The sequence below is a fragment of the Flavobacterium ginsenosidimutans genome (genome assembly GCF_003254625.1).
Taxonomy (GTDB): Bacteria; Bacteroidota; Bacteroidia; order Flavobacteriales; family Flavobacteriaceae; genus Flavobacterium; species Flavobacterium ginsenosidimutans.
Genome location: NZ_QJRJ01000073.1, coordinates 168,104 through 183,040 on the forward strand (window position 1 = coordinate 168,104; position 14,937 = coordinate 183,040).

The 14,937-nt window shown below is 34.3% G+C and carries 13 protein-coding genes; 9 read left to right on the plus strand and 4 right to left on the minus strand.

Annotated elements, in window-relative coordinates; all coding sequences use genetic code 11:
* Positions 1–18 precede the first annotated feature (18 nt).
* A complete protein-coding gene (locus tag DM444_RS08130; RefSeq protein ID WP_111285461.1) occupies positions 19–939 on the plus strand; it encodes a family 2A encapsulin nanocompartment shell protein in 921 nt (306 codons plus the stop codon).
* Entirely contained in the window at positions 923–2,863 is a 1,941-nt protein-coding gene (locus tag DM444_RS08135; RefSeq protein WP_111285463.1) for a family 2A encapsulin nanocompartment cargo protein cysteine desulfurase, read from the plus strand. The genes DM444_RS08130 and DM444_RS08135 overlap by 17 nt, the downstream gene beginning before the upstream one ends.
* 136 nt (positions 2,864–2,999) lie before the next feature.
* Here the strand turns inward: DM444_RS08135 and rocD are convergent, their stop codons facing one another.
* Complete coding sequence (gene rocD, locus DM444_RS08140) at positions 3,000–4,253, minus strand: ornithine--oxo-acid transaminase (RefSeq protein ID WP_111285465.1); 1,254 nt, start codon at positions 4,251–4,253, stop codon at positions 3,000–3,002.
* 224 nt (positions 4,254–4,477) lie between these two features.
* Here rocD and DM444_RS08145 point away from each other — a divergent pair, with 224 nt between their 5' ends.
* From DM444_RS08145 to DM444_RS08160, 4 genes are all read left to right on the plus strand, one after another.
* Positions 4,478–4,930: an Lrp/AsnC family transcriptional regulator gene (locus DM444_RS08145; protein WP_111285467.1), complete on the plus strand. Its 453-nt coding sequence runs from the start codon at positions 4,478–4,480 to the stop codon at positions 4,928–4,930.
* 107 nt (positions 4,931–5,037) lie between these two features.
* The gene (locus tag DM444_RS08150) at positions 5,038–5,811 is read left to right on the plus strand and encodes a dienelactone hydrolase family protein (protein WP_111285469.1); all 774 of its coding nucleotides are present in this window, start codon (positions 5,038–5,040) and stop codon (positions 5,809–5,811) included.
* Between the two features lie 48 nt (positions 5,812–5,859).
* Positions 5,860–6,828, plus strand: a complete 969-nt coding sequence (locus tag DM444_RS08155; RefSeq protein ID WP_111285471.1) for a DUF3667 domain-containing protein — start codon at positions 5,860–5,862, stop codon at positions 6,826–6,828.
* Positions 6,829–6,836: 8 nt separating this feature from the next.
* Complete coding sequence (locus tag DM444_RS08160) at positions 6,837–7,853, plus strand: M28 family peptidase (protein WP_111285473.1); 1,017 nt, start codon at positions 6,837–6,839, stop codon at positions 7,851–7,853.
* 176 nt (positions 7,854–8,029) lie between these two features.
* On the opposite strand, the gene rho is transcribed toward DM444_RS08160, so the two are convergent.
* On the minus strand, positions 8,030–9,883 hold the full coding sequence (gene rho, locus DM444_RS08165; RefSeq protein ID WP_111285475.1) for a transcription termination factor Rho: 1,854 nt from the start codon (positions 9,881–9,883) through the stop codon (positions 8,030–8,032).
* A gap of 181 nt (positions 9,884–10,064) precedes the next feature.
* On the opposite strand from rho, the gene DM444_RS08170 reads away from it, so the two are divergent.
* The 3 genes from DM444_RS08170 (at position 10,065) to DM444_RS08180 (ending at position 12,207) form a co-directional block, all read left to right on the plus strand.
* Positions 10,065–10,475: a DUF4293 domain-containing protein gene (locus DM444_RS08170; RefSeq protein WP_008468670.1), complete on the plus strand. Its 411-nt coding sequence runs from the start codon at positions 10,065–10,067 to the stop codon at positions 10,473–10,475.
* 146 nt (positions 10,476–10,621) lie between these two features.
* Positions 10,622–11,281, plus strand: coding sequence for a response regulator (locus DM444_RS08175; protein WP_111285477.1), 660 nt, complete (start codon positions 10,622–10,624; stop codon positions 11,279–11,281).
* Between the two features lie 11 nt (positions 11,282–11,292).
* Positions 11,293–12,207 carry a sensor histidine kinase gene (locus DM444_RS08180; protein ID WP_111285479.1) on the plus strand — a complete coding sequence of 305 codons (915 nt, stop codon included), beginning with the start codon at positions 11,293–11,295 and terminating at the stop codon, positions 12,205–12,207.
* Here DM444_RS08180 and DM444_RS08185 read toward each other — a convergent pair whose 3' ends face one another.
* Both DM444_RS08185 and DM444_RS08190 read right to left on the minus strand, forming a co-directional pair.
* Complete coding sequence (locus tag DM444_RS08185) at positions 12,208–12,702, minus strand: metallophosphoesterase family protein (RefSeq protein ID WP_111285481.1); 495 nt, start codon at positions 12,700–12,702, stop codon at positions 12,208–12,210.
* Positions 12,703–12,879: 177 nt separating this feature from the next.
* A complete protein-coding gene (locus DM444_RS08190; protein WP_111285483.1) occupies positions 12,880–14,796 on the minus strand; it encodes an SPFH domain-containing protein in 1,917 nt (638 codons plus the stop codon).
* Positions 14,797–14,937: the final 141 nt, after the last annotated feature.

Below are 14,937 nucleotides of genomic sequence, written 5' to 3' on the forward strand. Positions count from 1 at the left end.
AATTTAAAAACCAAAAAAATGGCAGAAACAAAACCACAACAGACCGCATTAGGCGATGTTGCCGCAAGACAGCTCGCAATAGCAACTCGTACCGTTCCACAAATTGGAACTGTAACCCCAAGATGGTTAACGCATCTATTACATTGGACACCAGTAGAATCGGGTGTATTTCGTTTAAATAAAGTAAAAAACGCCAACCATATCGAAGTAGATTGTTCTGCTCGTGACGAAAGAGTTTTACCTAACACTTTTGTCGATTATATTGATAATCCAAGAGAATATAATCTTGCTGCCGTGCAAACTATTGTTGACGTTCATACTCGTGTTTCTGACTTATATAGCAAACCTTACAATCAAATTTCGGAACAGCTGCGACTGGCTATTGAAACTATTAAAGAACGCCAAGAAAGCGAATTAATTAACAACAAAGATTATGGTTTATTAAGCAATGTTGTGCCATCGCAAATTATAAAAACAAGAACTGGCGCTCCAACTCCAGACGATTTAGATGAGTTATTGACTAAAGTTTGGAAAGAACCTGGATTCTTTTTACTGCATCCTTTAGCAATTGCTGCTTTTGGACGCGAATGTACACGTCGTGGCGTTCCTCCTCCTACAACCTCTTTATTCGGATCTCAGTTTTTAACTTGGAGAGGAATTCCGCTTATTCCATCAGATAAACTACCAATTAAAAACGGAAAATCAAAAATCATCTTATTACGCACAGGCGAAAGCCGCCAAGGTGTAATTGGATTGATTCAGCCAGGATTACAAGGCGAACAATCACCAGGATTATCTGTTCGTTTTATGGGAATTAACGAAAAAGCAATTGCCTCTTATTTAGTTTCACTTTATTGCTCATTGGCTATTTTAGTTGATGATGCAATAGCAGTTTTAGAAGACGTAGAAATAGGAAAGTATCATGAGTATAAATACTAACATAAACGGTTTACCAAACATAGAAGATTTGCAAAATTTAGCAAACGAACTGTTTAGTGCCTTGCCCAATGAATTTCCAAAAGAAATTTCGTTGAGTCCAGACAAAAGCGAACATCCTCGTGCGACTAAAATTGCAGAAACGCTGTTGAATGCCGGAAATGCAGAACCTTTATCTTCATTTTCTGAGCAAAGTCCGTTACAGGTATTATCCGTTCCGCAATCTTCATTTAGTGGTTTCGGAGCATCTCCAAGTGCTGCTAATTATGGAAATACAGCTTCATCTTCAGCTTTGTATCCAAATGCTGGCGCAGGATTTTCTCCGCAAAATGAAAAGTTTTCATACGAAGTTCCAAAAGAAGAGACACTCAACATCGATGATCCGCATACAGGTTTTCATGATATTAATTTAAAAAACAATAGTGTACCACAGCTTAATGAAGAGACTTTCTTTTCACAATTCTTTTTAAATAATAATTATCTCCCTTTTCAAGGCGGAAATTCTTCTTTTGAAGCAGAACTTAAAGCCGCATTAGAAAGTGTTGATACTCATTTTAAAAAACGAATTGATTTTCCGTCAAGCGGAAGTGATCTTCAAAACTCTTATTATTTTTTAGAACAGAATCCGTTTGCTTTAGATCAAAAAAATAGCAGTCCAATTGTTGGAAACTCTTTTAATCCTAAAGGAATTTACGGCACTTCAGGACCACATTTTAATGCAGATTTAGTGAAAAAAGATTTTCCGATTTTAAGAGAAACTGTAAACGGAAAACCTTTAGTTTGGTTTGATAATGCCGCAACGACTCAAAAACCGCAATCGGTTATTGATAGAATTGCGTATTTCTACGAACATGAAAATTCGAACATTCACCGTGCCGCACATGAATTGGCTGCAAGAGCATCTGATGCTTATGAAGCTGCGCGTGAAAAAGTAAAAGCATTTTTGAATGCCAAATCGGTAAACGAAATTGTTTTTGTGCGCGGAGCCACTGAAGGAATCAATCTCGTTGCACAAAGCTGGGGAGAAAATAATTTAGTTGCTGGCGATGAAATCATTGTGAGTAATCTGGAACATCATGCGAATATTGTTCCTTGGAAACGTCTGGCAGATCGAAAAGGTTTAAAACTTCGCGTTATTCCAGTTGATGATGACGGTCAAATTTTGTTAGATGAATATGTAAAACTGCTAAATCCAAAAACACGTTTGGTTGCTTTTACACAAGTTTCGAATGCTCTTGGAACAATTACGCCTGCTAAAAAAATAGTAGAACTGGCACACTCAGCTGGAGCTAAAGTTTTGATAGATGGCGCACAATCTGTTTCACACATGAAAGTAGATGTTCAGCATTTAAATCCAGACTGGCTTGTTTTTTCTGGGCATAAACTTTTTGGACCAACAGGAATTGGTGCTTTATACGGTAAAGAAGAATTACTGAATGAAATGGAGCCTTATCAATCTGGCGGAAACATGATTCAGGATGTGACTTTTGAGGAAATAAAATACCACAAAGCTCCGAATCGTTTTGAAGCTGGAACAGGAAACATTGCAGACGCTATCGGACTTGGAGCAGCAATTGATTATGTAACCAAACTAGGAATCGAAGCTATTGGACAATATGAGCATTATTTATTAGAATATGCTACAAGTCTTTTAAAGGAAATCCCTGGCGTTCGTTTGATTGGGACTGCCAAAGATAAAGCCAGCGTTTTATCATTTACACTGCAAGGCTATACTAACGATCAAGTTGGGCAAGCATTGAACAAAGAAGGTGTTGCAGTGCGAACAGGACATCATTGCGCACAACCCATTTTGCGAAGAATGGGAGTTGAAACAACAGTTCGTCCCTCTTTAGCTTTTTACAACACTACGCAAGATGTTGATACTTTTATCAAAACATTGTGGGAATTGAAAAAAGTTAGATTCTAAAATAAAATGAGTCAATGCTTAGAAAAACATTGACTCAAAGAAATAGTTACTTTTTTTGATATTTTAAGTAATTATAACCAGAAGGCGGTTGTTTATGCAATCGCCTTTTTATATGATTAAAGTTACGGAGAAATAATTAATTTTTAAACTCATTCAAAGATTTCTCGATAATCTCAAGACATTCTTGAATTTGCTCTTCAGTCATTACCAAAGGCGGTGCCAATCTGATTTTATTTCCGTGAGTTGGTTTTGCCAATAATCCGTTGTCTCTAAATTTCAGGCAAATTTCCCAAGCTAAATCAGAATCTTCATCTGTATTGATTACAATTGCGTTCAATAAACCTTTTCCGCGAACTAAAGTGATTAGATCATTTTTAGCCGCAATATCGTTTAATCCTTTTCTTAAAATTACTCCAAGACGTTCTGCGTTTTCAGCCAATTTTTCGTCTTTAATAACATCAAGAGCTGCAATCGCAACAGCTGCCGCAACAGGATTTCCTCCAAAAGTAGATCCGTGTTGTCCAGGTTTAATTACGTTCATGATTTCATCATTACATAAAACCGCAGAAACTGGATAAACACCGCCAGAAATTGCTTTTCCTAAAATCAGAACATCTGGCTGTACATTTTCGTGATGAACGGCTAATAATTTCCCTGTACGGGCAATTCCTGTTTGAACCTCATCTGCAATAAAAAGTACATTGTGCTTTTCGCAAAGCGCTTTCGCTTTCGCTAAATAACCTTCAGAAGGAACATATACTCCCGCTTCGCCTTGAATTGGTTCAACCAAAAATCCAGCGATATTTTTTGATGAATTTAAAGCATTTTCTAAAGCCTCTAAATTGTCGTATTCAATTTTAATGAAACCATCTGTAAAAGGTCCAAAGTTTTTTCGTGCCGTTTCATCATTTGAAAATGAAATGATTGTAGTAGTTCTTCCGTGAAAATTATTTTCGCAAACAATAATCTGCGCCTGATTTTCTGGAATTCCTTTTACTTCATAAGCCCATTTTCTAGAAATTTTCAAAGCTGTTTCTACCGCTTCAGCACCAGTATTCATTGGAAGAACTTTATCAAAACCAAAATATTTGGTTACGTATTCTTCGTAGTTTCCTAATTTATCATTGTAAAAAGCGCGAGAAGTCAAAGTCAGTTTTTGAGCCTGTTCTACCATTGCATTTACAATTTTCGGGTGACAGTGCCCTTGATTTACTGCAGAATAAGCAGATAAAAAATCGTAATATTTCTTTCCATCAACATCCCAAACATATACTCCTTCTCCTCGTTCTAAAACAACTGGAAGCGGATGATAATTATGAGCTCCATATTTATTCTCTTTTTCAATCAAAACTTCTGATTTTGACGAAAGTGTTTTTTCTGTACTTATCATAATATGCTTTTTATTTCCACAAAAATATTAAAATTAAACAAATAACAATTCAAAAAATAAAGTTTTGACTTAAAAATAACAAAATCAAAGTCAAAACTTAAATTTTAAATCCATAAAAAAGGCATTTTTATTTTTTTGAGAATTTTAAATTCATGTCTGTTTTTTAAAAAAAAGAATTACTTTTATAAATCGCAAAAAACTCAATTTTAAACGATTTTTACTGAATGGAATTATTAGACGAATTTGATATTAGCATCCTTAAAGAATTAGAAAAAGACGGAAGAATGGCTTTTTCTGCAATCGCTGCTAATCTGAAAATATCAAATACGATGGTGCATCAGCGTATTAACAGAATGATTGAACAAGGTGTAATTGGTGGGATAAAACCTATTATTCAAGAAAAGAATATTGGTTACGATTGGGCTTCTTTTACTGGAATTACATTAAACAAAGATTCTGATTCTGACCGTATTATTGAAGCGCTTAAAGAAATTCCTGAAATCACAGAATGTTATTATGTAACAGGTTCTTTTACGCTTTACATCAAAATAATAGCTAAAAATCACGAACATATGCGCCGTATTCTTTATGAAAAAATTGATGGAATACCTGGAATTGCAAAAACCGATTCGATTGTAGAATTAGGCTGTGCTTTTAAAAGAAATATATCATTATAAAGAATATATTTTGGTTTTAAAATATTCGTTACAAACCTCACAAGAAATTACTTGTGAGGTTTTTTTGTAACATAATATTTCTGATATTTGTTAAAAATTGTAGAATTATGAAAAATACGGTCCTAATTTTATTCAGTGCAATCTTATTTTCTAACCTTATGAGCGCGCAATTAAAACCTGTAAAATACACTGAAGGAAGCCAGCAACTTAATGGCTTATTTATAAAATCTGCTAAAAAAAGCAGTAACAATCCTGGAATCTTACTTTTACCTGCGTGGCTAGGAATTGACAATGCATCAAAAGGAATTGCAGAAGAATTATCTAAACTTGGTTATCACGTTTTTATCGCTGATATCTACGGCGAAGGAAATTATCCAAAAAATACTGGCGAAGCAGGGAAACAAGCTGGTTTTTATAAAACAAATTATGAAGCTTACCAAAAACGCATCGACGCTGCTTTGAAAGAATTAGTAAAAGCTGGAGCTAATGCAGATAACATTGTCGCTATTGGATATTGTTTTGGAGGAACTGGAGTTTTGGAAGCTGCCCGCGGACATTTGAATGTAAAGGGAATCGCTTCATTTCATGGTGGTTTAGGAAAAGATGCCAGCAGAAAAACAGAAACAATCAATACAAAAGTTTTAATCTGTCATGGTGCTGATGATCCATTTGTGCCAAAAGATGAAATCGCATCATTTCAACAAGAAATGCGTGATTCTAAAGCAGATTGGCAAATGATTTATTATGCAAATTCTGTTCACTCTTTTACAAATCCTGAAGCAGGAAACGATAATTCTAAAGGTGCCGCATATAATGCTGTTGCTGCAAAAAGATCTTTTGACCATTTACAACTTTTCTTAAATGAAGTCCTGAAGAAATAATACCACATAACTCAACCCTACCAAAAACAAATTAATCAAACCAGCTCAATGTCACATAATAAAATTCGAGAGGATAAAACTTGTTTAAACTGCAGACATGTTGTAGAACAAAAATTCTGTCCAAATTGCGGACAGGAAAACAGCGACAGCCGAAAGACTTTTCATCATTTATTTATTCATTTCTTTGAAGATTTGACGCATTATGAAAATGCTTTTTGGAAAACAATAAAAAATCTGCTGTTCAAGCCTTCAACTCTTACTAAAGAATACCTTTCTGGAAAACGTTTGTCTTATCTAGCGCCAGTTCGACTTTACATTTTCATCAGTTTTATTACATTTTTATTGATTTCAATGTTCCCAAATAATGTAAACGAACAAATTGATAAAAGTGAAGAAGCACTGAACAAAGAAATTGCTAAAGCTACAGATAGTATAAGTAAAAAGGAAGACAAAAGGTACTTTCATTTTAAAACGATAAAAGAACTTGATTCGATTCAAAAATATGGAAAAGAAAGTGAGAAGTTGAATGCTTCTTCTTATTGGATTTCTGAAAAAGCAATACACGTAACAGAAAAATACACCAAAAAAGAGATTTACGAAAAATTCGTAGAATCGTTTTTTCACAATCTGCCTAAAATTCTCTTTATAATCATGCCGTTTTTTGCTTTTTTCTTATGGATTTTTCATAACAAAAAAAGATGGTATTATTTTGATCACGGAATTTTCACACTCCACTATTTCTCTTTCCTTTTACTGATTTTCCTCATCATGTTTATCATTGAAAGAGTTATAGGTCTTTTTGGCGAAGATAGTCCGCTGTCTTTTATATCATCAATTACAACATTTGCAGGAACCATTTGGATGTGCTATTATTTTTATCCAGCACACCATCGTTTTTATGGCGAGTCAAGAATAGTTTCTTTTGCGAAAAGCTTCTTATTATTTATAATAAACTCTCTTTTTATTCTATTTTTACTGACCTTTTACGTTCTTTACACATTTATTAATTTACACTAACTATAGGAATGAAAAAATTACTCCTTTTATTATTAGTTGTCTCTGCGTATTCTTGTAAAACTGCGCAGTCAACTGCATCCAAAGACAATTCTGATCCGTCAAAATATGTTAAAGCTATCAGCGAAAAAGATCTTAAGAAGATGCTTTACACTGTTGCTTCTGACGAAATGGAAGGCCGCGAAACTGGTTCAGCAGGACAGAAAAAAGCAGGTCTTTACATGATCGAACAATACAAAAAAAGCGGAATTTCTTTTCCAAAAGGAGCTTCAGACTTCTACCAGCCAGTTCCTGCTGCATTTATGAATTCAAGACGTAATCAAAACCTTCCAGATTCTGAAAATATCTGGGCTTATATTGAAGGTTCAGAAAAACCAAATGAAGTTTTGGTAATTTCTGCACATTACGATCACGTTGGAATTAAAGATGGTGAAGTTTACAATGGTGCTGATGATGATGGTTCTGGAACTGTAGCGGTTATTGAAATGGCTAAAGCTTTTGCTAAAGCTAAAAAAGAGGGGCACGGACCAAAACGTTCTATTTTGTTTCTTCATGTAACTGGTGAAGAGCATGGCTTACACGGATCGCGTTATTATTCTGAAAATCCATTATTCCCAATCGCGAATACAATTGCCGACATCAACATCGACATGATCGGACGTCGCGATGTTGAGCATTCAAACACAAACAACTACGTTTATGTAATTGGTGCTGACAGATTATCTTCTGATTTACACAATGCGGTTGTAGCCCAAAACGAAAAATACATCAAAATGGACTTAGATTTTAAATTTAATGATCCAAAAGATCCAAACCATTTCTACGAGCGTTCTGACCACTATAATTTCGCTAAAAACGGTATCCCAGCTGTTTTCTTCTTCAATGGTGTTCATGAAGATTACCACGGAAAAGGTGACGAACCTCAAAAAATTGAATACGACGCTTTAACCAAAAGAACAAAACTAGCTTTCGTAGTAGCTTGGGATTTAGCTAATAGAGAAAATAGACCGGTAGTTGATAAAAAATAATTTTTTAAGATACTAAGTCTAAGATGCTAAGATTCTAAGTTTTCTTTTAGGGAACGATAATAAAAAAAGGATGAGTAAAACTCATCCTTTTTTTGTCATATATTTTTTGATTTACTAATTTACTCAAAGCTAAAAACCTTAGAATCTTAGCATCTTAGAACCTTAGCAACTTAAAATCAGTCATTCATCGAAATCAAAAACTCTTCGTTATTCTTTGTTTTCTTGAAACGATCGTTTACGAAATCCATAGATTCTACTGGGTTCATATCTGATAGATATTTACGCATAATCCACATTCTTTGTAATGTTTTTTCGTCTAATAATAAGTCATCACGACGTGTACTAGATGATGTAAGATCGATTGCAGGGAAAATACGTTTATTAGCTATCTTACGATCTAATTGTAATTCCATGTTACCAGTTCCTTTAAATTCTTCGAAGATAACTTCGTCCATTTTAGAACCAGTTTCTGTTAATGCAGTTGCGATAATACTTAAAGAACCACCGTTTTCTACATTTCTAGCCGCTCCAAAGAAACGTTTTGGTTTTTGTAATGCATTTGCATCAACACCTCCACTTAATACTTTTCCAGATGCTGGCTGAACCGTGTTATAAGCTCTTGCTAAACGTGTAATAGAGTCTAATAAAATCACAACATCGTGGCCGCATTCTACTAAACGTTTTGCTTTTTCCAATACGATGTTAGCGATTTTTACGTGTTCTTGTGGTTCTCTATCAAAAGTAGAAGCAATAACTTCACCACGAACACTTCTTTGCATATCTGTAACCTCCTCAGGACGTTCGTCAATAAGAAGAACAATCAAATAAACTTCTGGATGGTTGGCTGCAATTGCATTTGCAATATCTTTAAGAAGCATTGTTTTACCAGTTTTAGGCTGCGCAACGATCATACCACGCTGACCTTTACCTATTGGTGAAAACAAATCTATAATTCTTGTTGAAATAGAACTGCCTTTTTCGGCAAGTTTGAATTTTTCAGAAGGAAAAACTGGAGTCAAGTGTTCGAAAGAAACTCTATCGCGAACAACTTGCGGATCATGTCCATTGATTTTTAAAACACGAACCAATGGGAAAAACTTCTCACCTTCTTTTGGAGGGCGAACCACTCCTTTTACAGTATCTCCGGTTTTTAAACCAAATAATCTGATTTGTGAAGTTGACAAATAAATATCATCTGGAGAAGCTAAATAATTATAATCTGATGAACGTAAAAATCCGTAACCGTCCGGCATCATTTCTAAAACACCTTCACTTTCAATAATTCCGTCAAATTCAAAGTCTGAATCTCTGAAGTTATTGTTATTCTTTTTATTCTTGTGATTTGGGTTTTGATTATTGTGATTTCCGTTTCCATTGCCATTCCCGCTCTGATTTTGGTTCTGATTCGGGTTTTGATTTTGGTTCTGGTTTTTATTTTGATTCGGATTGATCTTTTTTGCAGGAGCAGATTGTGGAGTTTTTTCAGCTGTTTCGGCTGTTGCTTCAGAAACAATTGATTCTGACGGAGTTAATTCTGACGGAATTGATTCTGTAACTTCTTCAGCAGTAATTTCTTTTACAGCTTCTTTTTCCTTTTTAAGAGCTACTTTCTTCTCGTATGCCGATTTACTAAATTTTACAACTTTAGGCTCTTTTTTTGCTGCTGGTGCTTTGTTTTCCTGTGCTTCTACAGTCGCCACTTCTGCAATTGGCTGTGCTGTTTCAGCTATATCATTACTTTGAACAGTTTCCTCTACTTTATCAAATTCTAAAACAGGTGTATTTTTGGTATTTGCTGCTTTTGTTTTTGCCGGTGCAATTCTAGCGCGTTTCGGTTTTTCATCTTTAACTTCAGAAACTGCTTCTGTTTGAGGAGCTTCAGCAGGCGCAAGAGTACTTTCTTGGTGTGCTAAAATCTGACTAATTAAAGTCTCTTTTTTGACACCATTAATCTTTATTGTTTTAGCTAACTTAGCTATTTCTTGAAGCTCAGCAAGCTTCATTTCTTTTAATGCAGAAATATCAAACATGAATGTTCTATGAATTTAATTATTTTAAGGAATACTGTAAAAAGAATAGGTAGATAATTAATTTGAATTGACCGCAGTATGAAGTGCTTACGGTATTATGATGCAATAATACGAATAAAATTTTATCATACAATAGTATTTTAAAAAAAGAAAATATATTTTTGTAAAACATTTTTAGACCATGATACAAAGAATTCAGACTGTATATTTATTTCTAGCATTTGCTGCAACTGGCATTTTAATGCTTTTTGTTCCGCTTTGGACAACAAGTGCAGGAAAGCCGTTCTTTTTTATGCAGGATCAGCTTTATACTGTTTTATTAGGTTTAACAACTATGCTTAGCATTATCAGTATAATTTCATTTAAAAAGAGACAAAATCAGTTTGTGTTAAACAGACTTAATATAATATTAAATTTAATTTTATTAGGATTATTTGTATATCGATCACTAAATTTATCTGGAGGGACTGAGGTCTCTGAGAAAGGTATTGGGATGTTCATGCCAATTGTTGCTATCGTGTTATTAGTTTTAGCTAATAAGGCCATCAAAAAGGATGAAGATCTTGTAAAATCTGTTGATCGTTTGAGGTAAACCTATAAACTTAGTTTATTTGTGCGAAGAAGAACCCGAATTTAATTCGGGTTTTTTTTTGCCCTATTCTAGTATAAATCAGACCTAAAGAGCCTATTAAAATGTGATTTGCATGATAAATTTGTATTTTTCAAATTCAAATAATCATGATACCAAAAATAAGGATTCATCTTGCAGATGATCATCAGGTTTTAATTGATGGCCTTTCCAACTTATTAAAAACAGTTCCAAACTTTGAAGTGGCAGGCAGCTCACTTGACGGAACCACTGTATATAATGATGTTTTAATGGATAATGCCGATGTTTTAATTCTTGATATCAGTATGCCTAAAAAAGATGGAATTGAGACTTTAAAAGAATTCAAAACAAATCAATCTCCTTGCAAAGTCATTATTTTATCGAGTTATGATGATTTGAAGATTATTAAAGAAGTCATGAAATTAGGCGCAAAAGGTTACTTAACAAAAAACTGCGCAGGAGAAAATATTATCGAAGCTGTTGAAGCCGTTTATCAAGGACAGGAATATTTTAGTGATGCAGTGCGAGAAAAGATATTTAACACCTTTAAAGACAATCCGAAATTAAACCAAAATGCCGTTATAGAAAATCCGATTTTAAGTCCGCGTGAAATTGAAATCATAACTTTAATTGCTTTAGAATACAGCGGAAAAGAAATCAGTGAAAAACTTTTTATTAGTTCGCATACTGTTGAAACCCATCGCAAAAACATTATGAAAAAACTAAATATTAAAAGTACAATTGGCTTAGTAAAATACTCCCTTAAAAACAATTTGATTAATTCTTAAAAATTGCTTTTATGTTTGGTTTTAAATTCTTTACCTCTCTGCTATTACTTTTTGCTGTTGAAGGAACTGTCATTGCTAAATCAAAAGATAGCATAAACACCAAAGCTCTTCAAACACAAATTGGCAGCAAAACAACACTTAATCAAGTAAGTAAATCAGATCAGTTACGAAATAAAAAAATAGTCAGTTTATCTATTATACTAGTCGTAATCATTTTTCTTTTATTTTACTTTTTGTACCAAAACAATAAGCTAAAACAGAAAATAAAACGAAAAGATACCAAGCAGAAAATTCTTCTCAACATTATTAATTCTAGCATCGATTCTCAAGAAGTCGAGCGTAAAAAGATCGCCTCCTTTCTGCACGACAATATCAATTCATTACTGTCTTCTGCTGGATTGCATTTAAATACTTTTACAGCACAACATGACATAAAATCCAACGAGATTGAGAAAGCAAGAGTTATTTTATCAGAAGTGCATGAGCTTTTGCGAGATATGTCTCACGATCTTGTTCCGTCACTTTTGGTTCGTTTTGGATTGATTTATGCCTTAGAAGATTTGTGCGAGAAAAACTCTAATTCTGCTATTGAATTTGAATTTTCAAGCTCGATTCCAACTAGCAGAAGATATGTTGAGAAATTTGAAATGAAAATCTATTTCATTGTCAGTGAATTATTCAGCAATATCATAAAACACAGTAGTGCTAAAAAAGCAAAACTCACTCTCTCTGAAAAATACAATCAACTGATTTTGCACATTCATGATGACGGAATTGGCTTTAAAACTAGAAAATTAAAAGACGTAGAAGGTTTTGGTTTAAACCGAATTAGAGCTCGAGTAAAAAAATACAAAGGATCTTTATCTATAGTTTCAAAAGAAAATGAGGGAACTAAAATAAAAATTCAGATTCCTTTGCCGCATTAATTACTTCGCTCCTATTTCGACAATTTCCAAATCTTTGATTTTGTCATCATCAATTACAAATCGAAGCATAGTTCTTACTTTATGAAAACCACTTTTTCCTGCCGCGCCAGGATTCATGTGCAATAAATTATTCTTTTTATCAAACATGACTTTCAAGATATGAGAATGTCCACAAATAAATAATTTTGGCGGATTCAGAGCCAATTCTTCCCTAACATTCTGATTGTATTTTCCTGGATAACCTCCAATATGCGTAATCCAAACCGACACGTTTTCACACGAAAAACGATTGTTTAACGGGAATTCTAATCTTGCTTTTGCATCATCAATATTTCCGTAAACCGCTCTTAAAGGTTTTAGTTTTTTAATGGTATCAGTAACCGTCAAATCTCCAATATCTCCGGCATGCCAGACTTCATCTGCCTGAGCAACATATTTTAAAATTGTATCATCAATATGGCTGTGAGTATCTGAGAGAAGGAGAATTTTAGTCAATTTTTTTAAGGTTCAAAGGTTCATCGTAACAAAGGTACAAAGGTTTTTTTTAAAAGACGCTAAGATTCTGAGTTGCTAAGATTCTGAGTTTTTCTAGTGTAATGATATACTTCCTCAAACAAAAAAATCCGATTTACTTTCGCAAATCGGATTTCTAATGTAATAATTATTAAATGATTATTGTTTTTTAGGATTTTTACCTTCTTTTAAATCTTTGGTATCCATCATTTCCATTAATTTCAATCCTAACAAACCACTGATTGAACCGTCAGATCCGCCGTTTCCTGAAATCAACACATCTGGAATTACTTTGATGTTTCCTTTACCAATTTCCTCAGTTACTTTATAACGGGTAAAGTTGTCTCCGCCCATCGCACTAACTTGCAATTGATAAGCTTCAGCAGTTGATTTACCAATTGCCATAATTTTCTCCGCTTCAGCCAAACCTGTTTTTGAGATTTTTTCAGCTTCTGCGCTCGCGTTCAGTCTTGTTGCTTCCGCTTGTGCTCCTGCTCTAGCTTTTGTCGCTTCTGCTTCTGCATTTGCACGCATTTTTGTTGCTTCTGCTTCAGCATTTACATTCAATTTCAAACTTGTCGCATCTCCTTCAGCTTTCTTTACAGTTGCATCTGCAGTTCTTTGTGCGATTTCAACACTTTGCGAAGCACGAACAATTTCTTTCTGCATATCTGCAATTGCGGTTTCTTTTTCCATCCCCTGACGCTGTTCCTGCGCCATTCTTTGCGTTTGATATGTTTTTTGCTCTTCTTCTGCCAATTTTCGGTCTGTCAACGTTTTCATCAGCGAATCTGGTGGCACAATATCTCCAATCAAAGTATCGACTGCATTTACATTATATTCATCAAGAACTAATTTAATATGGTTTTTAGCCGATTCTTGACGTTCTTTTCTTGTTGTTAAGAATGAAATTACATCGCTGTCTTGAGCTGAGTTTCTGAAATAGTTACCAATTGTCGGTTCTAAAACTTGAGAAACCAAATTATTCATACTTCCAAAACGAGCAATTACTTTTGGAGCTTCGGCAGCTGGAACGTGAATGATTTGCGCCACATCTAAATTAAATGGGAAACCATCTTTTGAACGTACTGTTATCGTAGATAAATTTTTATCCAAATCATGCGACTCGCTTCTTGCATTAGCCCAGTTTAAAACCAAATTTGTCGTTGGAACAGGTTCTAACTTCGTTGTATATTTATTCAAAGCATATTTTCCTGGTCCAAAAGGCTCCATCCAAACACCTCGCTGTCCTTTTGAAACAATATTTCCGTGTTTGAAAGTATCTCCTGTAACATCCTGACCATCTTCTCCAATATACGAAATCACAACTCCAACATAACCAATTGGCACATCTGTCATTGGATTTTGTTCGATCAAGATTCCCCACGTATTAATATAGTAAGAACCTGCTAGCATAACTTGAGGCTGTAAACCACGATTTCCGCCATGCTCTAAAAACTTATCGAAGTCCTGAAAATTATTGTGATCATCAACAAATTTTCCTGCAATCTGACCTTGCGGAATCGGCTCTCCATCAAGCGCAGTTACAATACCAATCATGTTTTCATAAATCTTGATTTGATCTGCAATAACAATTTCAAACAAGAATGTATTAATACGATATGATCCCGTCGTAATAAATGCAGTCTGACGACCTTTTTGTCCGCCATTGTTCAAGAAAGAGGTAGCATCTTGAAAATTGTCACATTCTACTTTTCTTGCTAAGATTCGTCCAGTTGGAATTTCTTTTCCGTCTTTACTTAAAACCAATCCGATTTTACCTTCTGGAATAATGGTAAATCCAGTCATATCGATTGAATATTGCCAAATCCACATTCCCCAATATAAACCTGGAGCAAGCGTTTGTGCCTGAAAACCAGCTTCGCCTTTTGTCGCTATAATACGCCCATCAGGCAATGATCTGTCTGCGCCAAACAGAACGAATTTTTTGGTAACTAAACCAATTTTATCCTCAGGAACCATTACCATTCCGAAGAAAACACGCAAAATAAATTTGTAAAAAATGATAGCGAATAAGATTAAAATTATCCACCAATAAGAAGTAATTTCATTCATAGTTTTTGATATTTAGTTGTACAAACATAGGAGAAATACGAACTGTTAAAATGAAAAATTTTAAAAATTAACATTTGGAATTTTCTGACCAAAAATGTTAAAAAATGATTCCGAATATATCGTTGGAATTGTCAATTTCTG